Genomic DNA, 22,485 nt, shown 5'->3' with positions numbered 1-22,485 from the left:
ATGAAAATTCACGAGACTGCATTTATCCATCCGGCTGCAACTGCATTTGGCATGCTGGAGATGGGACCTCTATCTTCTCTTTGGCCGGGCGCTGTTGTTCGTGCGGATCTGAATGAGATCAAATTGGGGGAGGGTGTTAACATCCAAGACAATAGCACACTCCATACCGATTCCACCGGAAGCTTATTCATCGACGATTATACATTAGTAGGTCATAATACAATGCTTCACGGTTGCAAGATTGGTAAGGGTTGTTTGATCGGAATTGGTGCTATCATTTTAGATGATGCGGTGATCGGAGACGGCGCGATGATATTTGCAGGTTGTATGATCCGTGGCGGTAAAAAGATCCCACCTAGGGCAATGGTGATCCCTAAAAATGGGGATATCGTCATCTACGAAAAAAAAGCAAAGCCTGAGATGAGTATCGCCGGTTGTTTGGAGTACATACAATTAGCTAAAAGATTCCATGAGAACATATTCAAACCTTTTACAAAAGAAGAAGAAAATCTATTTGTAGAAGAGGCGAAATCCATCATTAAAAGATACGGCATCTAATATCCGTTCCTAACCTCTCTCATACTTTGATTTGATATAAATCAATTCGCTTTAAATTGATTTCTGATTCGTTCTGGATCTACCTCTCGGATCCTTGTAATAGTTTTCCGCAAAACAGCTGTAAGGACTATCTCATGTATGACGAAAGGGTTATAGAAAAAATCAGAGGCATTTGGAAGACTTTCGATCTTTCTTTAGGAATTCCTGAAATAGATAAGCAACATCTTTGGTTGATCGGGATCCTTGCGGATCTGGAAGATAAACTGGAGTCGGGAAGTAGGTCCGAACTAGAAGCCACATTTACGAATGCCCTCTCCAAAACATTGGATTATGCGTCGGAACATTTCACTCTCGAAGAAAGACTTCTAGAGAGTATAGGTTACACAAAGCTAGGACAACATAGATTACAACATATGCGGTTCCTCACCGCTTTAAAGAATCGAGTCAGAAAAAATTTTGAGGGAAATTTCGAACATGCGGTATTGGAGCTATTGAAAAATCTGAAAAAGTGGTTATTCAGACATATTCTTAGCGAAGACAGACAGTATGTTGATCTTGCGGACATCAATATCACCCAGGAAATTTCCTCTTCGATGAACGAACACTTGAGGACTTCTGCTCATGCTAGGGAAATCGAGGAATTATATGCTGCTGTTGTGTATTCCACTAAACAAACGGTCTCGAAAGAATTTAACGTTATAGGTGAGGATAATCTAAAACTGATCTCGGATCTGTGGTATCGTTATAAGCTCAAAACTGGGATAGCAATTGTGGATATCCAGCATCTTTGGCTTTTGCAGCTTCTGGTAAAAACGGATAAATTATACAAACAGAAGTTAAAACAAGAGATCGGAAGCGATTATTTGAGTTTTGAACTGAAAAAAGCGATCCAAGAAACGATAGAATATATTAGGGAACATTTCAGTACGGAAGAAGCGATCATGCATAATTTTCGTTACATTGGGGAAAGAGGTCATCAAAAGCAACATGAGAACTTCAATATACTTATTAACGATATGATCGAAAGAAGTGAAAAAGAGGAACTGGAGTCTTTATCGATTTTGATCCAGGATCTAAAAGATTGGTTGGTAAGCCATATCGCTATAGAAGATAAAAAACTGTTCTATTTTTTCCGATCACGGCTCCCAGAAGTGAACGAGTATGTGAGAAATTTGAATCGAGAAGGAAAGATCCATATTTGGAAGGAAGCAGTAATGATCTATAAGCTGCTCGTTGAATATGAGGATATTACTAAAGAAAAAACCCATGTATAGTAAGAGAGATAGATCATATCTAATTCTCTTTTTTTTCAGTAAGAGTCTGGATTGTATTTAGGACCTTTTTATTCTTCTCCGAATACTCCGACTCAGGAATTGTTCCGGTAAAAACATAAACATAACCTTCTTTAAAAAAGATCCATTGTAAAGTCCTGATCTGCTTTTTTTCCGCAGTGTTTGGAAGTGCAAACTTGGATTCTAAAAATATACATTTCTCTTTTCCGAAACTACATTTTTGAGGAACCGAAAGTATTTCGTATTCTTTATATATGTTAGAATACAATCCTCCAATAGAAGCTACGTAATCTTCTAAAGTTGCCTTGGAATATTTTGCGGGGATAGGTTCTGATATAAAATTGATATTGGTCCTGATCTCCGAACTTTTGTTTTGTTCCGGTTCAAAAAGATAGAACATTACCTTAACTTGTTTATCGTTTTGAAATTCCCTTTTACTTTTGGAACGATTCGGATCGGAACTATCTCGGTTCGGATCATATTCTTCGTAGATCCAGCCTTCATAATTTAATATTAAGCCTAATTCAGGGATCTCGATTGTCTTTTTGATCTCTGGAACTTTTTCGATACAGGCGAAACACAAAATGATCCCCGGCAATAATAGACCTAGACTGTAACGTTCTAATAGGATCATGTTCAAGTTTTCAAAAGATAGATGCGGATTAACTTTTTCTTCTTCTAAAAAGTAAACCGGACCAAACCGAATCGATTGCGCAGACTTTAACGTCTACCAATCCTGTCTTCAAGCCTATTTCTCGGATTGTATCTTCTTTTAAGTCGGTTTTCACCCCGGAGCTCATCTTTGGCCAAGAGATCCAAACCATTCCTTTGTCTGCGAGAAAGTCCGGGAATTTGGAAAAGTTTTCGGAAAGTTCCTCTTTGCTCTTACAGAAAAAATGAATGTAATCGAAACTTCCCGCCAACTTCTTCTTGAATGTAATATTAGGAGGAAGTTCTTCTAATAAGGATCTGAATTCCTTTGGCTCGTTGATGATGATCGCAAGCTGACCTTCTTTAAATCCTAACTTTTTGGCTAAGGGTGTGCCTGAATATCCTGCCATTGTTCCTCTATTCGATTCGGATACGAAAGCTGGAAGGAAAACCTCAGGCTACAAAAAAACCGGCGTGGTCGCCGGTTCTTCTGAAATACTTGCAAGTGTGCTAATTCTTCTTAGTAAGGGAAACCTGCGAAAATTTTCGCTCTTGTGTAGATGTCCGCTACGGAGAATCCGAAAAGAAGAAGTAAGAACAAGAAACCGGACCCGAAGATCACTCTGTTCATTACGTTATCATACTTAAGGTGCATAAAATAAGCTAATACCAAGGAAGCTTTGATGGTCGCTACAAGCATAGCGATCACAGTGTTCATTGCTCCGAAGTCCACTTGGGCTACTAATACGGTGATAATAGTTCCGACAATCAATGCGGCAAAGACAAGAGAATAAGTTTGAACGGAAATCAGATGATGTCCGTCGTGACCATGCTCTTCTACATGAGAAGAAACTGAACCTGGTTGTAGTTTAGTCTTACCTGCTTCGACAGCTTTTAATAAAGCCTGACCGATCATAGTGGACTTATTCTTTTCGAGATAAGCCTTGAGTCTGTCCTCTTCTACGATTTGAGCCAATAAGTTAACGGCAAATCCAGCAACGGTAGCATTTACAATCGCTCCCGCTCCGATAACAAATCCAGTGAAGGGAATCAAGAATCCGATACTTACGATAATATACAGCGCGTAATTGAGAAACAGTTCCATCTCTTTTCCTGAAACCTGAGTAATATCTGCAGGCTGAGTTCCCCGAAGGGGATTGGAACCAGTCTCGGAGGCAGGTAAAGAATCACAAGTACATTTCAGGCGCCCAGAACTCTGATGCCGCTTTCCGAAACGATTTTAGCCTCTTCCCAAGGATCCAGGGTTTTTTGGACCGGGAGGCGGATCCAAATTAAGTTTTTCTGGTTCGGTCTTCTGTAAGGGGAGAAGAATGCGGAAAGTGGAAAAATTTCCCAGCCTGTTTCTTTCTCCCAAATTTTTAATCTAAAATAAGGATCCGAGTTTTGGACCTTAGGGAAGAAAAGAAGAAGGTCGTTTCCCTTCTTCGGAAATCGCCGTCGGAGTTCCAACAATAAACAGCCCATAGTCCATCTGAAGTTGACTTCCGAAATTTTGCGTAGAATTTGGGTCCCTTGGGATCTATAAAAGAAAGAATCCACGGAACCGTATCCTTCGTAGTTCGAATGGAATTTGGAGATCTTTGAAAAACTTTCCGACATTCCAGAAAGGTAATTTTCGATTTCAGAGCATTCTCCCATCCAAGTTCCTGAATACTTTCCTTTGTGATCGTTGAGTAGAATGGTACCTTCTTCTATTTTGAATTTTCCGTTTTTGGAGGAGAATAATAAGCTGAAATCTTTGGTCCGATCCACCCAAGTTTCGATCAAAAAGGGTTCCCTCTTTACCTTTAAGAATAGATCTGCTAAATCCTTTAGCCCGGAAACATCTCGAAATTTTTGAGAACCGGCAAATCCGAACTCAGTCTTAAAAACGAATTTTTGGTCCGGAAAGGTATGGTCTTTTGCCTTCTCTAAAAAAATCTCCCAGTCTGCTTTATTGCGGATAGAATAGGAAATGAAATCAGGATACTTCTCCTGTTTCCAATCGTTTTGGTTTAATTTAGAGCCATACTTTTTCGCAGAGTCTGAAAGTCCGGGATCTATCTCTAATTCTCCGGTGTTGGAATTCCAACGGGAGATCCTGCCCCATTCCTCTAGTTGGATTTCATTTGCTTTTTGCAAAGATTGTTTTAGATTTCTAAGAAGAATGGGTTTTGGGATCTGTATCCCTTTCTCCTTCCAATAATTGATCCAATTTTCCTCAGGCGGAGAATGGGCTAGTACTTTTGCCGAGTCTGGAAAAGAGCTGAGTACTAAAAAAGAGGATTCTAAAATGGAATTTCTGGCCTCCAACTCACTCGGAAATAATTTTCCGAGTCGGAGTTCCTCTTCGAAATAGGCATTCGGGCGGAAGATTCGAGGCATAATAAGGGAAGAACCTATGAAAAAATCCTTTTTAGGATCAAGAATAGGGTATAGTCTTTTCGATATTTAGAAGGAAGGCAGTTCTAATGAAAACCCTTATCTTTCTCATAATTTCTCTTTTGGCCGTATTCATACAATTAGACGCGGCTCCTAAAATCCTAACCATGGAAGAAAGAGAAATAGAACGTCAGATCGAAGCTATCCGCAAGGCTGGGTTTTCGGATATAGAGATAGATAATTTGCACGCTTCTATCTCGCAGAATATCCATCAGATCAATAAGATCCTTCAGATGGATACAACCAAAAAAGCGTTAAGATATATTGGCGACGAGCCTCAGGAATTACCACAATTCTTAAAAACGGATAGGGACAATAAACCTTATCTGGAACTGGATATGGGTTCAGGAGAATCCTTCTGGGATTTTCCTAAGACGTATCTTTATAATGCGCGTATCTTCATCTATCCTGGTAATAATCCTGAAAAATTAGAAAAGATCATTATGCAATTCAAGCGTACGAACTCCAACGGAGAAATTTTCGTAAGGGAGATGCGCAGGGTTATCAACATAGATCCTAAGGGACCTCAGATAGGAAGCGAAGGAAAAAGAACTCCGAACAACAATAAAGAGATCAAATTGGAGTATTATTCCAGCTATGATACAGAATTGATCTGGCCCGACACCCCGGTCCAATCTATTGCACCTAGTGTGGAGACCAAACTACATGAGGAAACGAATCCTCTACCTTATAATAAACAAAAACAGATTATCGTAACATATAAAAAATATCTGCGCAGGGTGGATAAGAATGTTCGCTATAAGCTAAGAGATCTGGAGCTCAATCAAAAGAGATTGGTTTCTAAAATGTTGGAATTCCAATAAGAGAATTTTATAACATTAGAATAAGGGAAAAGGCGGACCGATCGGTTCGCCTTTTTTTATTGAGATATATCATAGTATACTGCGGTTTTCGTTAGATCCAGAAAAAGGAAAATCTGTGGCAAAACTACCGGTATTCTTTTGTCCAATAGACTTCTGATTCGATTATCCTTTGGCGTATGACGTTAGAGTCATTGAATAACGGTTGTTATCCACCTATGTAAAACGATGTTTTCGGTTTCTCGCTTGCCTTTTCTTGGCGAAAAGGATTCTATTTACCGATGGCTATCCATTCCGTTTTCGGTAAATTACAATTCAAACCTGGCGAAGGGGAGATTTGTGTTTTATCTTCTCCTTACGAATTCGAACCCGCACTTTCCAGTTTAGGGGCTCCGGTTGATCGAGCGCTAAGGTCCGGAAAAAGATATAGACTCATACTTGCATTCGTGCAAACCGAAGTCGAGATCCGCAACATCGCCTCTATGGTCCCTACGACCCTGATAGACGACGGACTATTATGGTTAGCCTATCCCAAAAAGACATCCCGTAAATATAATGTATCCATCCATAGAGATGCAGGTTGGGACCCTCTTGGAAAGATCAGTTTCGAGGGTGTAAGATTGATCTCTATCGACGATGATTGGTCCGCACTTAGATTCAGACATACTTCTCATATTAAAAATATGGAAAGAGACCCAAGCCTTACCGCAAGTGAAGAAGGTAAAAAAAGGGCAGTAGCTAAGAAAAAACCCGCTAAGAAGAAGACCGTTCCTAAAAAAACTTCTCCTAAGAAAAAAGCAGCCGCTAAGACTCCAAAGAAAAAGGCCAAAAAGAAATAAGAAGGATTTGATTTTTCGAAATCGGAAATTTTTCTTAAATTCCTTTCCTTCTTTTTGCAAAAAGGAGTCTTTCCTGATGTCAATCAGGATAGGTTTCCAAAGATATTCCTTTGGAAAATAAAGCGGTATACTCGCATGTCTGAGAAGTTTTTAGGCCTTCTAATCAAATGTAATTTTTATAATATACTCGTTATATCTCTGATCTTAGGGAATTGTAATCCTTCTATCGATAAATCTCCTTATAAAGAGCTAAGAGAACTCGCATTCGAAACGGAATACGATGATATAGGTGTGGAAAACACGAACGGCAGAACAGTAGTATACGGGATCATCATGGACTGGCCCACCCAAAGAGAAATAGTCACTTTAGCCACATTTCTTTCCGGAGATGCGAGCCTATTCTTAACTTCAGGAGCTTCTTTCATCGGCGGTGGAGGAAGGGAAAGTATCCAAAAAAGTTCCAGACGTTTGATCCATAAATATGCTTATCTTTGGAAACAAGGGAGCAAAGTTCGCTGGACCCCGAATCCAGACTTGGAGCAGGTGAGATTCTTTTTTTTAACAACGCAAGGTACTTATTATCTAGAAGATACGGTCAGCGAGATAGATTCGGATACTTCTACCCTAACTCCGATCTTTGACGAGGCCCAAGCAGTAATTTCCGAAATACGTATAGAAGCGGAAAAAGAAAAAGATGACGACGAGTAATTAACTCGTAGAGTCCCTTCTTACGATCAGATCGCTTATCACTTTTTCTTCGGTGAGATATTTGCGGTTCAGATAAGAAATAGCATAGTTTAGAAATTTAGGAATTTCTTTGCCTGCATCCAAGAGATCCAATTTGGTTTGAGTCAATTCGTCCATAGTCGCCAAAGCCAATTTTCTTTGGCTTTGGTGAGACTCGAACTCGTCTTCCGTATTGAACTCTGTGCCTGCCACTACTTAATTATAAACAAAGGTTTACGGATTTCAAGCAAAAGCTGAGGAGAAGGAGGACTAATGCCCTCCGTTTGTTTCCCAATCCTTCGCTTTTTCGATCCCTCTTTTTTCATTCACAAATAGATTGATGATCAAAGAGATAAAGAAGAATACAGCAACCACTAAGAAAGCGTTCCTTAGATCGAAAATTTTCTGTAATATACCGATCGCAAAAACTCCGATAGCGGCTGCCAACTTTCCGGAAAGACCCCAGAGACCGAAAAATTCTCCGGACTTGGATTCCGGGGAGAAGATCCCAACAATTGCTCTACTTGCGGATTGAGTAGATCCAACTCCCGAACCTGCAAGAGTTCCTAAGATTACGAACACCCATTGAACGGAAATATCTACTCCAAGTCCGTTGACAAAACCAGTGATCTCTCTTACGAAATAGATCCCGATCAGACAGAAGATCCAAAATATCAAAGTGATATTAAAAGTTTTCTTAGCTCCGATCTTATCTTGAACGAATCCGAAGAATATTGCACCAATCATTGCAAAAAATTGAAGTAAAATGAATAACGCAGTTTCTTGTCCGGATGTGATCTTGATCTCCTGGTTTCCATACAAGAACGCAAACGCTATCACGATTGCAAGAGCTGCCATGGAAAAGAAAAGAGATATCAAATATATAACTAAATCTCTGAAGTAACCTATCGACTTTAAGGTTTCTATCAATTGACCGAATCCGATCAAAAGATAACTTTTTCCTTCCGGTCTTTCCGCATGGGGTTGGTATTCTCTCAAGAGTATGAATGTAGGAATTCCAGCTAGTAAAAAGAATAACGCAGTCAGAGGTCCAACAAATCTGAGAGAACCGTAAATGGCAGGATCAATCGAAGGCGCTACGAAAGTTTGGACCAAAAATACGGAAAGTAAACCTCCCATATATCCCACTCCCCAAGCATAGCCTGAAATTTTTCCTAATTCTTCCTTAGGACCTAAGTGAGGTAGAAAAGAAGAGGCAAAGTTCTCCCCGGATGCAAAGAAGAAGTTGGAAAGAATAATTAACGCAAAACCTAACTGCCAAGAACCTGGAGTCGAAACCAGCCAAAAAGCCGCGGTGCTTACTACGCAGCTGATATAACTCCAGAAAAGGAATGTTTTCTTTTTAGCGGAGAAGTCGGAGATAGCACCGAATAACGGACCGGTCACTACCACTAATAGATAAGAGAAAAATAAAGCTAACCCGAAAAGAAAATTTCCGTCTTCATAAGGATTTGCCGGATTGGAGGAGATTGGAACGATTACCTCGGCGAAAACTCTGCAGTAGATGACTGTTATAATTACAGTGGTATAACTAGAATTGGCGAAATCGAACATGCACCATCCGAATATTTCCCTTAAGGGAGCGCGTTTGGTCACTTGCATTCTATAGGTTTCCTTTATGGAATTTTCCGAATGAGGATGAGCTTAGAAGTTCGGTTGTCAACGAGAAATATCCATTCTGGAATCCGTTATAAAAACCTGCCCCAAGGGTGGAGTTTGTTGGAACAAGCATGGGAGACTTTAATTCACTAAACGGATTGCAAAAAATTCTCTTGATCCTGACCTTCTTATGTTTAGCGTGAGTGATGGTTTAGCTTTCGGCGTCCAATAATTAGAAGGCCTGATGAATTCTTCCGACTTTAGTCAAATAGACCTGAACGCCCTGATGCGACCCAGAAAGGTTTGCGTATGCAACCAAGTATCCGAAGAGGATATTACAAATTCTATCCGCAGAGGGAATGACACTTTGGGTAAATTGATGAGAGACACAAGTTGTTGTACCGGTTGTGGTACTTGCAGAGGAAGAGTTCTCAAATTACTTTCCGAAACCCTCGCTTCCAAACCCCAATGAGCGGTCGTTTTGTATCCGTGAACATGGCAATGACCTTGGACGGAAAGGTATGCCGGCCCGATGGAAAATGGTACGGCCTTTCTTCCAGAAACGATAAAAGAAGAATGGACCAAATCCGCTCAGAAGCCGACGCTCTCATCGTCGGAAAAAATAGCCTTCTTAACGACGACCCGGTCACCCATCTAAGATACGTTGAGTCTGAGAAGGAGCCAAGAGCCATTATACTTGTTCGAACCGGCACATTACCTTCCGACAGAAAAGTATTCCATTTTTCTAAAGTAAAACCTCTGCTGTTTTGTACTTCCAAAAATGAATCCCAGGTTAGATCCGAATTAACCGAGCTCGCTGAGATCATATCATTAAAGGGAGAAGATCTGGATCCAGAGATCATTTTGAAAGAATTGGAAAAAAGAGGTCACTCCAAAATACTTTTAGAGGGCGGCCCTCGACTGAATGATTCCTTTTTCAGAAAGGGATTAGTGGATAGACTCTATCTTACTATAGTCCCATACTTTATAGGGCAATCCGGCTTGCCTTCGATTACCGGCGGAGGATCCGCGTATCATAACTTCGACAAAGCGACTTGGAAGCTGGTATCTTCCGAACAGTTAGAGCAGGAAGTATTTTTAATTTACGACAAACAAAACGATCCTGAAGTACAATGAGCGAAGGAAATCATTTTTTACATAGATGGTTTTTCTTTGGGCTTAGGAGTATTCTGGTATTAGTGTTCCTTCTCCTTATCTATTACCAAACCTTTCCTGAAAAAAGAATATTATTTAGAGAGAACAAACTAGTCTATCTGCCCGAAAATTTAGAGTCAGTGTCACTCGAAAACGATTGGGTAAGACTAGAAGAATTACCCCCTGGAAGTTTGGAATACCTGGTAGAAGTAGAAGACTACAGATTCTACAGACATAGAGGATATTCTTTGGCTGATATACAATCTTCTATCATACAAGCAGTCTTTTTGTTCAGAAGATTAAGAGGTGCCAGTACTCTGGATCAACAGCTTGCTAGAACATTATTTTTATCCAGGGACAAAACATTAATTCGTAAATTAAGAGAGATCCGAATTGCACAGGCTCTAGACGAAGAATTAGGTAAGAAAGGAGTTTTAGAATATTATTTGAATTTAGTATACTGGGGGAGAGGATTAAACGGGATCTATAGATCTTCCAAATATTATTTTAATAAACATCCTGGAAAACTTCTTCCGAGAGAATTCAAAGCGTTGGTCCAAATATTAAAAAAACCGGATGCATATTCCAGAGAAGAAGTCAGAGCGCTTTCTTTGGAATATTGAATTTCAAAGACTGCAAGTCGAGACAGCGCTGACTTCGAAAAAATCCGAAAAATCGGTACCTTCTTCTCCTTAAAAACTTCTTCTTTTCCTTTGAAAAAGAGTCGACATTCGGGATCGGTCCGGAATATTGGTTATAGATTCTCGGTGGTTATAGAGAGAGGGTCACACCCGTTCCCATCCCGAACACGGAAGTTAAGCCTCTCATCGCTGATGGTACTGCATGGTTCGCTGTGTGGGAGAGTAGGACGTTGCCGGGTTTCTACCGCAATCATATAAGGCCGGATTTACATCCGGCCTTTTTTGTTTCTCCGACGTTTCTCCTAAAATATAACTTCAATCCCGAACTTGGATCTATGATCCATTTCAGATTCGGGATCAGACATATCTATCCTGGTTCATTCTGCACCGAACTAAATTCTGAACGATCTGTATAAAGTTTGGAATACGGCCGATCTATTCGAAGACTATTACAAATAGTGAATATGATCGGTGTAATAGGACTGATGGAATATCGAGTGTTCGAAAAAAGATATTTCCAAATGAAATTTTTTTCCAAAATTTGTGCCGGATTTATTTTGTAAGCTTGACGATTCAAAGACTCGATAGTAGAATGCGGACCGCTCTGAAGGTATGGACTCGGGGAGTTAATGTTAGATTGATGGGCATTTTATATCCTATATACGGGTTCCAGTTGATGTACTATGGCGGTTGATTCCTGACTGTGCTTGGTCGGGAGGAATTCCCCTCCCGACCCACCTTTTTAAAACGATTCTAATATAATTTTTCGGTCAGGAATATTTCAGGATCGCAAATTCTTTTTCGATATAGATCCTTGTCGAACCATTCGATTTAGGAGTCGATAGAATGTATCGTAAACCGATATATCTTTTAAAATTCATAACTAGTATTCTCTTTGCGGGTCTGCTTATTTTAGGTGGAACTTCTCTTTCTGCGGAATCTCAATGCCAAGGTTTATCTAAAGGACAATGCGAGTCCGATTCGGATTGTACTTGGGTTTCAGGTTATAGCAAACAAGACGGAACTAATGTAGATGCTTATTGTAGGGCCAAGCCTGGAAAAGCTTCCGATTCAGGTGATTCGGTAAAAAAATCTAAGGCTAAAAAGTCAAAGGATAAGGACGAAGACGACGACCAAGACGAGCCTAAGAAAAAGAAAAAGGCTAAGAAAGACAAGGATGAGGATGACTCTAAGGAATCCAAGAAGTCCAAAAAAGATAAAGATGACGACGATTCAGATTCTAAGAAGTCCAAAAAATCCAAGAAGGATAAGGACGATGATGATGACGGAGATTCCAAAAAATCTAAAAAGTCAAAGAAGTCTAAAAAAGACAAAGATGACGATGACGGAGACTCCAAGAAGTCTAAAAAATCCAAAAAGAAAAAGAAAGACGATTAATTCTTAATTTTCATTCTTCTTAAACAAAAAGACCGGAGCTTACAACCCCGGTCTTTTTTATTGTATTCTGACTTTTCGAAAAAATTAAAGATACGCTTCCGGAGGAAGACAGGAACAAACTAAATTCCTATCTCCATACACGTTATCTATTCTTCCTACATAAGGCCAGAACTTATGCTCTTTGGTCCAAGCCGAAGGGTAGGCTGCTTTTTCTCTAGAATAAGCATGATCCCAATTGTCGGAGATCACCATCGCAGAAGTGTGAGGTGCATTTTTAAGAGGATTATCTTTAGCATCCGCTTTGCCTTGCTCGATCTCTTGGATCTCTGAATGGATAGAGATCATCGCCTCACAGAAACGGTCCAATTCTTCTTGGGATTCCGATTCGGTTGGTTCTATCATCAAAGTTCCGGGAACGGGGAAGGACATTGTAGGTGCATGGAATCCGTAATCCATCAGACGTTTTGCAATATCCTCTACTTCTACACCGCTGGTCTTTTTGAAAGGTCTTACGTCCAGGATACATTCGTGAGCAACGAATCCATTTTTACCTTTGTAAAGCACTGGGAAATAGTTTTCTAAACGTTTTGCGATATAATTTGCGTTTAGTATCGCGGCTTTGGTTGCTTGTTCCAAGCCTTCCGTTCCTAAGAGTGCAATGTACACCCAAGAGATCAGAACGATACTTGCGCTTCCCCATGGGGCTGCGGAAACTGCACCATGTTCGTTGCCTGTTCCGTTATCTACAAGAGGATGACCGGGCAGGAACGGTTTTAGATGTTCTGCAACTCCGATCGGTCCTACTCCGGGTCCGCCACCACCGTGAGGAATACAGAATGTTTTGTGTAAGTTCAGATGGCAAACATCTGCGCCTATATTTGCAGGTCTTGTGATACCCACTTGAGCGTTCATATTCGCTCCGTCCATATAGACCTGTCCTCCATTCTCGTGAATGATGGAGCAGATCTCTTTGATTGGCTCTTCGTACACTCCGTGAGTGGAAGGGTAGGTGATCATCAGTGCAGCCAGATTTTTAGAATGTTCTTTTGCTTTTGCTTTTAGATCTTCTAAATCTACGTTTCCTTCTGAATCGCAGGCGACCACTACCACTTTGAATCCGACCATCGCAGCAGAAGCCGGGTTTGTTCCGTGCGCAGAGATTGGGATCAGACAAATATCTCTGTCCTTATTTCCTCTGCTGATATGATAGTTTCGGATCGCGAGAAGTCCTGCATATTCTCCTTGTGAACCTGCATTTGGTTGCAGAGAAATTCCCGGGAATCCAGTTACTTGAGAAAGCCAAGATTCCAATTGAGAGAATACAGTTCTGTATCCTTCCGTTTGTGACGCAGGCGCGAATGGGTGAATATTAGAGAACTCAGGCCAAGTTATAGGGAACATTTCTACTGTAGCATTGAGTTTCATAGTACAAGAACCCAAAGGGATCATGGAAGTAGTAAGAGAAAGATCTCTGGATTCCAACTTTCTAATATATCTCAACATCTTTGTTTCCGTATGATGGGAATTGAATACAGGATGTGTAAGATATTCGGAAGTTCTGATAAATTCGTTCGGGATAGAAATTCCTTCTAAAGAAAGATCGATCTTAGAGATACCGAATACGGAAAGAATATCTTCTAGATCGGAAACTTCTACGGTTTCATCTAGAGCGATGGAAATTTTACCATTTCCTAAACTTCTGAAATTGATCTCTTTTTTAGAAGCTGCATCTATATATGTTTGAGCCTTGGACCCTAAATCTAAAACAATCGTATCGAAGAATGTTTTGTTTTGGGTAAGAAAGCCTGCCTTCTCCAAATTTTTTGCCAATGTTTCGGTCAGTCTATGAACTCTAATAGCGATATCTTTTAGACCTTTAGGTCCATGATAGACCGCATACATAGAAGATAGAACAGCTAATAGAACTTGAGCTGTGCAAATATTCGAAGTCGCTTTATCTCTTCTGATATGTTGCTCTCTTGTCTGTAGAGAAAGTCTAAGTCCCGGATTTCCTTGGCTGTCCTTGGAAACTCCTATCAGTCTTCCGGGCATATTTCTTTTGAATTCGTCTTTGGTAGCAAAGTAACCTGCGTGAGGTCCGCCGAATCCGTAAGGCAATCCGAATCTTTGGGTACTTCCTACAGCGATATCCGCTCCGAACTCTCCAGGAGCTTTTAGAACAGTAAGAGAAAGTAGATCCGCTGCACAGATTGTTAGAGCTCCAACATTATGAGCGAGTTGGAAGAAACTTTCGTAATTATAAATAGTTCCTTCTGTTCCGGGATATTGAACGATTACCGCAAAATAATCTTCGTTTAGTTCTGCGTTTAAATGATTTCCGACTTTAACTTCTATTCCGAGAGGAAGCGCTCTGGTACGGACCACATCGATTGTTTGGGGATGACATAGCTCGGAGATAAAAAGTAATTTGGATGTTTCGTTTTTACGAATTCCGTAAGCTAAGAATGCTGCTTCTGCGGCAGCGGTAGCCTCATCCAATAAGGAAGCGTTTGAGATCTCCAAACCCGTTAGATCCATGATCATGGTTTGGAAATTCAGAAGTGCCTCTAATCTTCCTTGGGAAATTTCGGCCTGATAAGGAGTGTAAGCGGTGTACCAACCCGGGTTTTCCAAAATATTTCTTTGGATCACTCCAGGCATTACGCTCGCTTGGTAACCGGAACCGATATAAGAACGATACAACTTGTTTTTAGAAGCGATCTTTTTCAGATCATTTAAGATCTTTCTCTCTGTAGAAGCCTTAGGAAGATCCAAGGCTTTTTCTAACCGGATCCCGTCAGGGACGGCTTTTGCTACCAACTCTTCCAACCCGGACAATCCGAGTGTAGACAACATTTCCTTGATCTGACCTGCATCAGGTCCTATATGCCTTCTGGAAAAAGTATCCAAAGGATCGAGCGGGTGCTTCACTTCAGTTTGTTTGCCGGATTCGTTCCAAGTTGCCGTACTCATTCTATTTTCCTAATCCAGTTTGCTTACTAATTCTCTGTAAGATTCGGGATCTAATAATTTCTCCAATTCGGAAGAATTGATCCCTTTGACTCGGATCATCCAAGACCCGAAAGGATCCGAATTCACCGCGGCCGGGTTTTTGGAAAGGTTTCCATTAACTTCGACTACTTCTCCGCTGATAGGAGCGTATAAATCTTCTGCCGCTTTTACGGATTCTATTGTACCGAATGTGTCGAATTGTTTGATGGATTTCCCTACTTTTGGAAGGTCCACAAAAACGATATCTCCGAGTGCCGCTTGAGCATAATCAGAGATCCCGATCAATGCGGTGTCGCCTTCTACTTTTACCCATTCGTGTTTTTCTGTGAACTTGTAGCCTGGAGGAGCGTTAGTTACTGCCATTTAAAAATCCTTAGTTTAATTTTTCCGAATGCTTCCCGGAATGAAAGATTGGGTGAATATAATTGCGGACTTTGCTTGCCCTCTGATCTCGATCTGGATGGATTCTCCATGTTGGATCTTTTCAGAGTCCACGAGAGCGAGCCCAATTCCTTTTTTTAAGGAAGGGGAGAAGGTGCCGGAAGTCGTGATCCCTATGTTTTTGCCGTTGGAATCTAATACGGGCATATTCTCTCTCGGAACTCCTGCCTCTTGTAGTTCGAAGGCCACGATCTTTCTTTTAGGTCCTTCTTTTTTTTCGGAGATGATCTCTTTGTATTTAGGATACTCTGTTTTCTTTTCTTTTACGATCCAGCCTATCCCGGATTGGTTCGGGCTTCTGTTCTCGTCCAACTCATGACCATAAAGAGGATATTTTGCCTCGATCCTGAGTGTGTCTCTTGCGCCTAAACCTACAGGAAGAAGCCCTTCTTTTTTTCCGAACTCCAAAAGCTCTTTCCAAAGTTTGACCCCTGTCGCATTCGAACTGTAAATTTCGAATCCGTCCTCTCCAGTGTAACCGGTCCGAGAGAGAATGATCTCTTCTCCCGCAAAAGGAAATAACACGAATTTATAATATCCGATATGACTTAGATCCGATTTAAGATAAGAAGAAAGTATAGAATCAGCTTTTGGACCCTGGATCGCAATTTGGTGCCAGTTCGCACTTTGGTTTTCCAACTTTACTGAAGCCGGGACATACTTTTTCAGATACTCATACACTGCATCCACGTTAGAAGCGTTTGCGCAGATCATATATTTCTGATCGTTGAACTTATAGAGAGTGATATCGTCTACCAGTCCGCCATTCTCGTTGATGATTGCGTTATACTGTACTTGCCCATTTGCCAAGGAAGAAACAGAATTACAAGTAACCGATTCGAGGAAGCTAAGGATGATGTCGGCCTGACCTTCGATAAAGATCTCGCCCATATGAGAAACATCGAATAGACCTGCGGCTTGTCTAGTCGCAGTATGTTCTGCGATGATTCCGGAATATTGAACAGGCATGTCCCAACCGCCGAAAGGGATCATCTTAGCGCCTAAAAGTTTATGCTCCTCATGCAGAGGTGTAGTTTTCCATTGGGACATAAGCGTTTGGGGCCATCATTTCATCGTAGTCCCTAGGGAAAAACAATTTTAGGCCCCCTTTAAAAAGATTTGATGGGTCTTCTTTAGAATCGTTCGAGAAGAAGGTCCCGGGATCATAGACTAATGCGGAGAAGATCTTGCTGACGAAATTTGGGCGGAAGACTTTTAGATCTTACTCTTTGGATTTTTTTCTGACATAGATGACTTTATCTACTTCTGCCACAAGCTTACCGGTCTTTACATCTAAGATCTGAGCAGTGAAGGTAACGTCCATTTTCCTTTTACGATCCGTTTCTTCTTTGATCTCCTGGATTTTTTCTTTAGGGATATGGAACTCGGCTCTTACGGCGCCTTCTCCCGGTTTTATGAATCGTATAGTTGCTGCTTTGTCCCAGACCAAATATCCAGGCCCTAAATGTTCCATTAGGATCAACATATAAAATGGATCGCACATGGAATAGAGAGATCCTCCGAATTGTGTTCCCACATAGTTTTTATTAAAAGGTGTAAGTTTCATCGTGGTGGAGAATAAGGTCCTGTCTTTGTTTAAGGACTTCACTTTGATCCCTGCACCGAAGTAAGGAGGATAGAAATTGAAAAAATGAAATTTTAGTCTTTGTAAAAAGCCCGGTTGGGACATAGAAGATTCCTGATCCGTATTTCTTTATTTTATCCCAAACTAATGAGCGACTCAAAAATCCGAGCTATTTTTGGCGAATATAATTGGTTTGTAAGACCGATCGATACTATACTATTTATCCGAAAATTCTTGCTAAGAACTTACACTTCTGATAGCAAGTAGAGGCTAAAAAAACCATAGAATTCCCGGAGGGGGAATGAACCCGAATCAAATTGTGAAGAAAATCCAACCGTATCTAGTTTCGATCCTTCTGATCTTTTCCGCAGTCGCTTGCGGGACCGTCGCCGAGTATAAGATCGCGTATAAAAAACCGGAAGTCGCTTCCAAAACCAGAGGACTGGTTGCTGGAATTTCCAAGGTGGATTTAACTCCTCCTCCCGGTCTACCTTTAGCAGGTTATTCCAAAATGGCCGAAACTGAAAAAGGATTTCGCACTCGTCTTTATGCTAGAATTTTTTATATTAAAAAAGATGCAAATGAACCTGTAGTACTGATCCAGAGCGATCTTTTGTCCGGATCTCTTTTGATACATCACTTGCTTGCGGAACGTTTAGCTTCTAAGACAGATATTTCTTTCGGCGGGATCGTATTTGCCGGAACTCATACTCACTCAGCTCCGGCTAACTTCTACGATAATAATTTTTATAACGAGTTTGCTTCTAATAAGCCAGGATTCGACAAAGGTTGGACTGATTTCGTATTGGATCGTTTGACCAACGGAGTGGAAGAAGCTTACAAGTCCGCAAAACCTGCTAAGATTGCTTCCGGAAAAACTGCGATTTGGGGACTCACCAGAAATAGGTCTTTGGATGCATACCGCGCTAATAAAAATTCGGGATTCGAAGAGTTAAAACCTGAGATCCAATACCAGGCGATCAATCCAGATCTAGTGATGATCCGTATCGACGCACAAGACAAAGACGGAAGATACAAACCGCTCGGTGCGTTCTCCACATTCTCCGTTCACGGAACAACAGTGCCGGATTCTAATGACGTTGCGAATGCAGATGTGTTTGCTTATCCTGCTAGAATTTTAGAAAAGAAGATCCGTAAAGATTTTAAACCAAGCTGGGATCCAATCCATGCACTGAACAATTCCACTCATGGAGATAACTCTCCCGATTATCGAGAAGACATGCAAGGTTTCATCGAATCCAGAAGAATTGGAGAAGCTATAGGAGAAGAAGCAGCTAAACTTTTCGACTCCTTACAAAACTCTTTAAGCACGGACGCAAATCTTTCTTTTAATACAAGAGAAGTGGACCTATACGAAAATCAAAAGATAGGAGACGCAGAAGTTTGCGATCGTCCATATGTAGGAACAGCTTTAACAGGTGGCGCCGAAGATGGACTCACTCCGGTATTGAACTGGCTTCCATTCTTTGCGGAAGGTTGGCCTCGTTGGTTTTTGACAGGCGGTTGCCAAGGTCATAAAAGAATCGTAGGTTTCAAATATCTGCAACCGATCGTTCTTCCAAAATCAAAGTTTCCTCATAAACTTCTTCTACAATCTGTAAAAATTGCGGATACACTTCTTCTTCCTGTTCCTTTCGAGGTCACTAAAGAATCCGGAAAAAGATTCGTGGAAGAGGCATTAAAGTCCAGTTCTCAACCGATCAAAAACGCATCCGTAATCAGTTGTGCAAACGGATACTTCGGTTATGTAACTACTCCGGAAGAATATACTCGTCAGCATTACGAGGGCGGCCACACTCTTTATGGGCCTGGCACTCAACCGTTCTTACAGGCGCATCTTGCCGATCTTACCAAAAATCTTCCTGTTGCCGGAGGAAAAGAATCTTTCCCTGCATCTTGGAATTACGAATTGGATCGTTCGGATCGTTATCCTGAAACTGAAAAATCGGAAGGCACAAGGGAATTAGTAGATTCTCCTGAGCTGATCTTAGCGGAAGAAAACTTGGAAAAACATTGGGTCTTTCGTTATAAGGACGTGGGTCGTTCCGAGATTTCTCTCCATGAATCTTTAGTTTCTATCGAATACAAAGAAGGTAATTCCGATTGGAAAGAATTAACTCATGAAGGGGAACCTGTAGACGATAAGGGAGTCGATATAGAAGTCAGAAAAACTTCTAACTCAGGAAAAGGAATGGCAGTTTATCAAGTTCGCTGGTACAACCCGGAACAAATCGCAAAACGTAAATATAGATTTGTGATCCGTCCCCGCGCAGGCCAAGCTAAGTTCGTTTCTCCAGAGTTCTAACTTCAGAAAAGCGGAAAGATCTTCTTTTTAATTGACAGAGAGATCTTTCCGTTCCACACTTTAAGAAGTTGCCGAAGTCTTTCGGCGGCTTCTTTATACAAAAAACAACTTCGTTTTTTGTCCTACCTTTGCTTCTGTCTTGCATTCACCGGATCGGCCCAAGACAAAAATCCAAGATCAAATTCTAAGTCCTTTTTTAAAAAAAGGAGAGTATCGCGTTTAAGGAGAATTCTTTTGAAAAGAAAACATTCAATATTTGTAAATCTATTCCCTAAGTTTTGGGCAATCTGCTTCTTGTTCTTTGGGATCGTTCGTCCTTTTCAGGCCCAACCCTTAACCTATGGGCCCAATATTAATTTGGAACAGGCCAAAAGAGTAATCGCTGCCGCAGAAGCAGAAGCAAAGAAAAACCAATGGAATATGGCCATAGCAGTTGTGGATACTGGAGGAAATTTGGTATTATTTCAAAGAATGGATAATACTCAAATAGGTTCTATTGATATCGCCAAAGGAAAAGCTTCGACAGCCAATAATTTTAAAAGACCGAGCAGAGCCTTGGAAGAAGCGGTTGAAAAAGGAGGGATCGGTCTTAGACTTTTGGCAGTTCCGGGAGTATTTCCATTGGAAGGTGGAGAATTGATCCTTCTGGATGGAAAAATTATCGGAGCGATTGGAGTTTCGGGAGCCCAATCTACTCAGGATGGACAAGTAGCCAGAGCAGGAGTCTCCGCTTTAAGTTCTAAGTGAGAAGGATCCGGGACTTTTTCCTTTCCTGGAGAATCGATTTTAAAAGGATATCTCTATGGATTGGAAAATCTCCAAGTTTAAATCTGGCAAACCTCTTCGATGGGAATTCCTAGTTCCTCCAGGTTCTGCCAGAGAAACGGAATCTCTACTTTCTCAAATCGTTTCCGATCCATTTCTTCCTAGAAATCATACTCCTGAGTTTAAGGTTTTTCCCGAAAAATTCGTATTAGAAAAAACGAATTTTCGCCAAGCGTTAGAAGTGTTGGTAAGAATTCCATGGATCAGAGATTTTCGTTTGAATTTGGGAAAATTTCCCTTAGATGGAAAGTTTAACTTTTCCGGTTTGATAGAGTCCTTAAGAGAGAATGAGATCTTGCCGGAAGGTTGGGGGATAAATTTCCATCCGCAGGTACGGGGAAGAAAAGAAATCTCCAGAGAAGAATTATATTCTTTTTGGGAAGGTTCTTATTCCTCATTCGGCGATTCAGGATCTAAAAATACGGAACTGAACGCACTTGCCTTAGGAGATAGTATTATACTTTCTTTGAGTTTGGCGGGCGCTCCTATTTTTCAAAGAGGAAATTTTAAACCTCTATCCAAATCAGCTCCGGTCAGGGAAGATACCGCCGCTTTTCTTTTGTATTTATTAAAAAAGAATATGCCTGAACCGGATGCGGTGTTTGTTCCATTTGCAGGTTCCGGAACATTTGTATGGGAGTCCGCTTCTTTACTTTTGAAATTAGGACTTCCTCATTTGGATCGAAACTATATGTTCCAAGAGATGAAGGAATTTCCGGCACCTAGTTGGGAATTCTTAAAACGTAAGATCGGCCCGGAAGAAGAAAGTAAAAAGTTCACATTCTGGTATAACGATTCCGAACCGGAAATTTTCTCTTACTTGAACGAAAGAAGAGAAGAATATCAGAAATTCATAAAGCAATTTCCTTTGAATTCCGAAAATCGTTTTATCGGGAAAGAAGAGGATTTTTTCTCTTTATCTCCTAAAGAGATCTGGGAATCCGCAGGCAAACCGAAAAAGATCTGGATGCCGCTCAATCCACCTTACGGCCTAAGAATACAAAAAGGTTCCGATCTGGGCTTATATAGACGTATCGCAGAAACTTTAAAAAATTGGTGGGAACTTCCTGGAGAATTTTCCGGATTTATTCTTTGTCCTGACGAAGAAACTTGGTCCTCTTTTTTAAAAGGAATTCACTCTAAATTACAAACGGTCCATATTACTCATGGCGGTTTGGATCTTCGCGTAGTTTATTTTTAATTCAAATTTTTTCGCTTTAAATTTCAAATCAGTCTAATATCAAATTTATTTTCTATACGGGAATGCCCGAGGATACATAAGAATGAAAAAGATCATTTGGTTCAGTATAACGTTTCTTTTGGCGGCAAATGTTTTATCCGCAAAAGTTAAATCCGAATTCGTAGAATACAAACAAGGCGACACCATCTTAGAAGGTTTTGTTGCTTATCCGGAAGGCGCCAAAAAGGCTCCAGGTATCGTGCTTGTCCATGACTGGATGGGTTTGGGAGAAAATACAAAAGCAAGAGCGGAACAACTCGCTGAGTTAGGATATGTGGCTTTTGCTGCGGATATTTATGGAAAGGGTGTACGTCCTAAATCTATGGAAGAAGCTGCAAAACTTGCTGCTTCTTTTAGAGAAGGAGATCGCAAACTTTTAAGAGCAAGAGGACAGGCCGCGTTAGACGCATTAAAATCTCAAAGAGGTGTAGATCCCAAAAGTCTAGCGATTTTAGGATATTGTTTCGGCGGGACAGCAGCCCTAGAGCTAGCAAGGAGTGGAGCTCCTTTAAAAGGTACTATTAGCTTTCATGGCGGTTTATCTACTCCTAAGGCGGACGACGCTAAAAATATTAAGGGCAAAGTTTTAGCGCTTCATGGAGCTGACGATCCTTTTGTAAAACCGGATGAGGTGTCGGCTTTCCAAGAAGAAATGAGAACTGCCGGAGTGGATTGGCAATTCGTTTCTTACGGAGGTGCAGTCCATTCCTTCACGATCAAGGAAGCGGGAAACGACAACTCTAAAGGAGCGGCTTATAATGAAAAAGCGGATAAACGTTCCTGGTTGGAGTTGAAAAACTTCCTAAAAGAAATTTTCCCTTCTAAGTAATTTTATCCAAGAAACGGAGGAGATTTTTCCTCCGTTTTGATCCGTTTTTTCCTTTTAGGATACGAATTAAAAGAGCAGAATGCC

23 protein-coding genes and 1 rRNA gene are annotated in these 22,485 nt (G+C 40.9%); 14 read left to right on the top strand and 10 right to left on the bottom strand.

The genetic code is table 11. The features are described from left to right. The gene (locus LEP1GSC185_RS01710) at window positions 1-558 is read left to right on the top strand and encodes a gamma carbonic anhydrase family protein (protein WP_008590149.1); all 558 of its coding nucleotides are present in this window, start codon (window positions 1-3) and stop codon (window positions 556-558) included. A gap of 134 nt (window positions 559-692) precedes the next feature. Further along, window positions 693-1,832: a bacteriohemerythrin gene (locus LEP1GSC185_RS01705; protein ID WP_008591591.1), complete on the top strand. Its 1,140-nt coding sequence runs from the start codon at window positions 693-695 to the stop codon at window positions 1,830-1,832. 19 nt (window positions 1,833-1,851) lie between these two features. On the opposite strand, the gene LEP1GSC185_RS01700 is transcribed toward LEP1GSC185_RS01705, so the two are convergent. The 4 genes from LEP1GSC185_RS01700 to LEP1GSC185_RS01685 all read right to left on the bottom strand — a co-directional run bounded on the left by LEP1GSC185_RS01700 (window position 1,852) and on the right by LEP1GSC185_RS01685 (window position 4,886). Further along, the gene (locus LEP1GSC185_RS01700) at window positions 1,852-2,484 is read right to left on the bottom strand and encodes an LIC_13215 family putative lipoprotein (protein ID WP_008591179.1); all 633 of its coding nucleotides are present in this window, start codon (window positions 2,482-2,484) and stop codon (window positions 1,852-1,854) included. Window positions 2,485-2,512: 28 nt separating this feature from the next. Continuing rightward, a complete protein-coding gene (locus tag LEP1GSC185_RS01695) occupies window positions 2,513-2,911 on the bottom strand; it encodes a DUF3052 family protein (RefSeq protein ID WP_008589948.1) in 399 nt (132 codons plus the stop codon). A gap of 110 nt (window positions 2,912-3,021) precedes the next feature. Next, window positions 3,022-3,606 carry a cytochrome C oxidase subunit IV family protein gene (locus tag LEP1GSC185_RS01690; protein ID WP_008591233.1) on the bottom strand — a complete coding sequence of 195 codons (585 nt, stop codon included), beginning with the start codon at window positions 3,604-3,606 and terminating at the stop codon, window positions 3,022-3,024. Between the two features lie 95 nt (window positions 3,607-3,701). Then, window positions 3,702-4,886: a hypothetical protein gene (locus tag LEP1GSC185_RS01685; RefSeq protein WP_008589689.1), complete on the bottom strand. Its 1,185-nt coding sequence runs from the start codon at window positions 4,884-4,886 to the stop codon at window positions 3,702-3,704. Between the two features lie 86 nt (window positions 4,887-4,972). Between LEP1GSC185_RS01685 and LEP1GSC185_RS01680 the strand changes: the two genes are divergently transcribed. The 3 genes from LEP1GSC185_RS01680 (at window position 4,973) to LEP1GSC185_RS01670 (ending at window position 7,311) form a co-directional block, all read left to right on the top strand. Further along, a complete protein-coding gene (locus LEP1GSC185_RS01680; RefSeq protein WP_008590850.1) occupies window positions 4,973-5,767 on the top strand; it encodes an LIC13212 family protein in 795 nt (264 codons plus the stop codon). 278 nt (window positions 5,768-6,045) lie between these two features. Further along, window positions 6,046-6,603 (top strand): hypothetical protein, encoded by a 558-nt coding sequence (locus LEP1GSC185_RS01675; protein ID WP_008589395.1) that lies wholly within the window; start codon window positions 6,046-6,048, stop codon window positions 6,601-6,603. Between the two features lie 135 nt (window positions 6,604-6,738). Beyond that, complete coding sequence (locus LEP1GSC185_RS01670; RefSeq protein WP_008590542.1) at window positions 6,739-7,311, top strand: hypothetical protein; 573 nt, start codon at window positions 6,739-6,741, stop codon at window positions 7,309-7,311. On the opposite strand, the gene LEP1GSC185_RS01665 is transcribed toward LEP1GSC185_RS01670, so the two are convergent. Together LEP1GSC185_RS01665 and LEP1GSC185_RS01660 are read right to left on the bottom strand one after the other, a co-directional pair. Then, complete coding sequence (locus tag LEP1GSC185_RS01665) at window positions 7,312-7,542, bottom strand: hypothetical protein (RefSeq protein WP_008591408.1); 231 nt, start codon at window positions 7,540-7,542, stop codon at window positions 7,312-7,314. It lies immediately after the preceding gene. A gap of 57 nt (window positions 7,543-7,599) precedes the next feature. After that, entirely contained in the window at window positions 7,600-8,952 is a 1,353-nt protein-coding gene (locus tag LEP1GSC185_RS01660; protein ID WP_008589995.1) for an MFS transporter, read from the bottom strand. Window positions 8,953-9,193: 241 nt separating this feature from the next. On the opposite strand from LEP1GSC185_RS01660, the gene LEP1GSC185_RS01655 reads away from it, so the two are divergent. The 5 genes from LEP1GSC185_RS01655 (at window position 9,194) to LEP1GSC185_RS01635 (ending at window position 12,143) form a co-directional block, all read left to right on the top strand. Beyond that, on the top strand, window positions 9,194-9,421 hold the full coding sequence (locus tag LEP1GSC185_RS01655) for a (2Fe-2S)-binding protein (RefSeq protein ID WP_008589782.1): 228 nt from the start codon (window positions 9,194-9,196) through the stop codon (window positions 9,419-9,421). After that, window positions 9,418-10,086: a RibD family protein gene (locus LEP1GSC185_RS01650; protein ID WP_008596025.1), complete on the top strand. Its 669-nt coding sequence runs from the start codon at window positions 9,418-9,420 to the stop codon at window positions 10,084-10,086. The genes LEP1GSC185_RS01655 and LEP1GSC185_RS01650 overlap by 4 nt, the downstream gene beginning before the upstream one ends. Next, window positions 10,083-10,727 carry a biosynthetic peptidoglycan transglycosylase gene (locus LEP1GSC185_RS01645; protein WP_008591305.1) on the top strand — a complete coding sequence of 215 codons (645 nt, stop codon included), beginning with the start codon at window positions 10,083-10,085 and terminating at the stop codon, window positions 10,725-10,727. Before LEP1GSC185_RS01650 ends, LEP1GSC185_RS01645 begins: the two co-directional genes overlap by 4 nt. Before the next feature lie 140 nt (window positions 10,728-10,867). Further along, a 5S ribosomal RNA gene (gene rrf / locus LEP1GSC185_RS01640) occupies window positions 10,868-10,984 on the top strand. Between the two features lie 607 nt (window positions 10,985-11,591). After that, window positions 11,592-12,143 (top strand): hypothetical protein, encoded by a 552-nt coding sequence (locus LEP1GSC185_RS01635; RefSeq protein ID WP_008591398.1) that lies wholly within the window; start codon window positions 11,592-11,594, stop codon window positions 12,141-12,143. Window positions 12,144-12,227: 84 nt separating this feature from the next. Here LEP1GSC185_RS01635 and gcvP read toward each other — a convergent pair whose 3' ends face one another. The 4 genes from gcvP to LEP1GSC185_RS01615 all read right to left on the bottom strand — a co-directional run bounded on the left by gcvP (window position 12,228) and on the right by LEP1GSC185_RS01615 (window position 17,286). Then, window positions 12,228-15,116, bottom strand: a complete 2,889-nt coding sequence (gcvP, locus tag LEP1GSC185_RS01630; RefSeq protein WP_008590214.1) for an aminomethyl-transferring glycine dehydrogenase — start codon at window positions 15,114-15,116, stop codon at window positions 12,228-12,230. Window positions 15,117-15,125: 9 nt separating this feature from the next. Continuing rightward, entirely contained in the window at window positions 15,126-15,518 is a 393-nt protein-coding gene (gcvH, locus tag LEP1GSC185_RS01625) for a glycine cleavage system protein GcvH (RefSeq protein WP_008591622.1), read from the bottom strand. 15 nt (window positions 15,519-15,533) lie between these two features. Beyond that, window positions 15,534-16,646 (bottom strand): glycine cleavage system aminomethyltransferase GcvT, encoded by a 1,113-nt coding sequence (gene gcvT, locus LEP1GSC185_RS01620; RefSeq protein WP_008589433.1) that lies wholly within the window; start codon window positions 16,644-16,646, stop codon window positions 15,534-15,536. Window positions 16,647-16,818: 172 nt separating this feature from the next. Beyond that, window positions 16,819-17,286, bottom strand: a complete 468-nt coding sequence (locus LEP1GSC185_RS01615; RefSeq protein ID WP_008590686.1) for a YiiD C-terminal domain-containing protein — start codon at window positions 17,284-17,286, stop codon at window positions 16,819-16,821. Window positions 17,287-17,482: 196 nt separating this feature from the next. Between LEP1GSC185_RS01615 and LEP1GSC185_RS01610 the strand changes: the two genes are divergently transcribed. From LEP1GSC185_RS01610 to LEP1GSC185_RS01595, 4 genes are all read left to right on the top strand, one after another. Continuing rightward, a complete protein-coding gene (locus LEP1GSC185_RS01610) occupies window positions 17,483-19,507 on the top strand; it encodes a neutral/alkaline non-lysosomal ceramidase N-terminal domain-containing protein (RefSeq protein WP_008590905.1) in 2,025 nt (674 codons plus the stop codon). A 234-nt stretch (window positions 19,508-19,741) separates the two neighbouring features. Continuing rightward, entirely contained in the window at window positions 19,742-20,254 is a 513-nt protein-coding gene (locus LEP1GSC185_RS01605; RefSeq protein ID WP_008590691.1) for a GlcG/HbpS family heme-binding protein, read from the top strand. A gap of 55 nt (window positions 20,255-20,309) precedes the next feature. After that, entirely contained in the window at window positions 20,310-21,533 is a 1,224-nt protein-coding gene (locus LEP1GSC185_RS01600) for a hypothetical protein (protein ID WP_008590479.1), read from the top strand. Window positions 21,534-21,615: 82 nt separating this feature from the next. After that, on the top strand, window positions 21,616-22,401 hold the full coding sequence (locus tag LEP1GSC185_RS01595) for a dienelactone hydrolase family protein (RefSeq protein ID WP_008591063.1): 786 nt from the start codon (window positions 21,616-21,618) through the stop codon (window positions 22,399-22,401). Window positions 22,402-22,485 lie beyond the last annotated feature (84 nt).

The organism is Leptospira licerasiae serovar Varillal str. VAR 010 (assembly GCF_000244755.1).
In the GTDB taxonomy this organism is placed as follows: Bacteria; Spirochaetota; Leptospiria; order Leptospirales; family Leptospiraceae; genus Leptospira_B; species Leptospira_B licerasiae.
Note: the sequence above shows the minus strand (reverse complement) of the source record. Positions and strands in the feature narration are given on the sequence as shown.

Excerpts from the sequence above, each read along its gene's own strand:
- LEP1GSC185_RS01710 (WP_008590149.1), top strand. The coding sequence starts at position 1 with ATGAAAATTCACGAGACTGCATTTATCCATCCGGCTGCAACTGCATTT.
- LEP1GSC185_RS01705 (WP_008591591.1), top strand. The coding sequence starts at position 693 with ATGTATGACGAAAGGGTTATAGAAAAAATCAGAGGCATTTGGAAGACT.
- LEP1GSC185_RS01700 (WP_008591179.1), bottom strand. The coding sequence starts at position 2,484 with ATGATCCTATTAGAACGTTACAGTCTAGGTCTATTATTGCCGGGGATC.
- LEP1GSC185_RS01695 (WP_008589948.1), bottom strand. The coding sequence starts at position 2,911 with ATGGCAGGATATTCAGGCACACCCTTAGCCAAAAAGTTAGGATTTAAA.
- LEP1GSC185_RS01690 (WP_008591233.1), bottom strand. The coding sequence starts at position 3,606 with ATGGAACTGTTTCTCAATTACGCGCTGTATATTATCGTAAGTATCGGA.
- LEP1GSC185_RS01685 (WP_008589689.1), bottom strand. The coding sequence starts at position 4,886 with ATGCCTCGAATCTTCCGCCCGAATGCCTATTTCGAAGAGGAACTCCGA.
- LEP1GSC185_RS01680 (WP_008590850.1), top strand. The coding sequence starts at position 4,973 with ATGAAAACCCTTATCTTTCTCATAATTTCTCTTTTGGCCGTATTCATA.
- LEP1GSC185_RS01675 (WP_008589395.1), top strand. The coding sequence starts at position 6,046 with ATGGCTATCCATTCCGTTTTCGGTAAATTACAATTCAAACCTGGCGAA.
- LEP1GSC185_RS01670 (WP_008590542.1), top strand. The coding sequence starts at position 6,739 with ATGTCTGAGAAGTTTTTAGGCCTTCTAATCAAATGTAATTTTTATAAT.
- LEP1GSC185_RS01660 (WP_008589995.1), bottom strand. The coding sequence starts at position 8,952 with ATGCAAGTGACCAAACGCGCTCCCTTAAGGGAAATATTCGGATGGTGC.
- LEP1GSC185_RS01655 (WP_008589782.1), top strand. The coding sequence starts at position 9,194 with ATGAATTCTTCCGACTTTAGTCAAATAGACCTGAACGCCCTGATGCGA.
- LEP1GSC185_RS01650 (WP_008596025.1), top strand. The coding sequence starts at position 9,418 with ATGAGCGGTCGTTTTGTATCCGTGAACATGGCAATGACCTTGGACGGA.
- LEP1GSC185_RS01645 (WP_008591305.1), top strand. The coding sequence starts at position 10,083 with ATGAGCGAAGGAAATCATTTTTTACATAGATGGTTTTTCTTTGGGCTT.
- LEP1GSC185_RS01635 (WP_008591398.1), top strand. The coding sequence starts at position 11,592 with ATGTATCGTAAACCGATATATCTTTTAAAATTCATAACTAGTATTCTC.
- gcvP (WP_008590214.1), bottom strand. The coding sequence starts at position 15,116 with ATGAGTACGGCAACTTGGAACGAATCCGGCAAACAAACTGAAGTGAAG.
- gcvH (WP_008591622.1), bottom strand. The coding sequence starts at position 15,518 with ATGGCAGTAACTAACGCTCCTCCAGGCTACAAGTTCACAGAAAAACAC.
- gcvT (WP_008589433.1), bottom strand. The coding sequence starts at position 16,646 with ATGTCCCAATGGAAAACTACACCTCTGCATGAGGAGCATAAACTTTTA.
- LEP1GSC185_RS01615 (WP_008590686.1), bottom strand. The coding sequence starts at position 17,286 with ATGTCCCAACCGGGCTTTTTACAAAGACTAAAATTTCATTTTTTCAAT.
- LEP1GSC185_RS01610 (WP_008590905.1), top strand. The coding sequence starts at position 17,483 with ATGAACCCGAATCAAATTGTGAAGAAAATCCAACCGTATCTAGTTTCG.
- LEP1GSC185_RS01600 (WP_008590479.1), top strand. The coding sequence starts at position 20,310 with ATGGATTGGAAAATCTCCAAGTTTAAATCTGGCAAACCTCTTCGATGG.
- LEP1GSC185_RS01595 (WP_008591063.1), top strand. The coding sequence starts at position 21,616 with ATGAAAAAGATCATTTGGTTCAGTATAACGTTTCTTTTGGCGGCAAAT.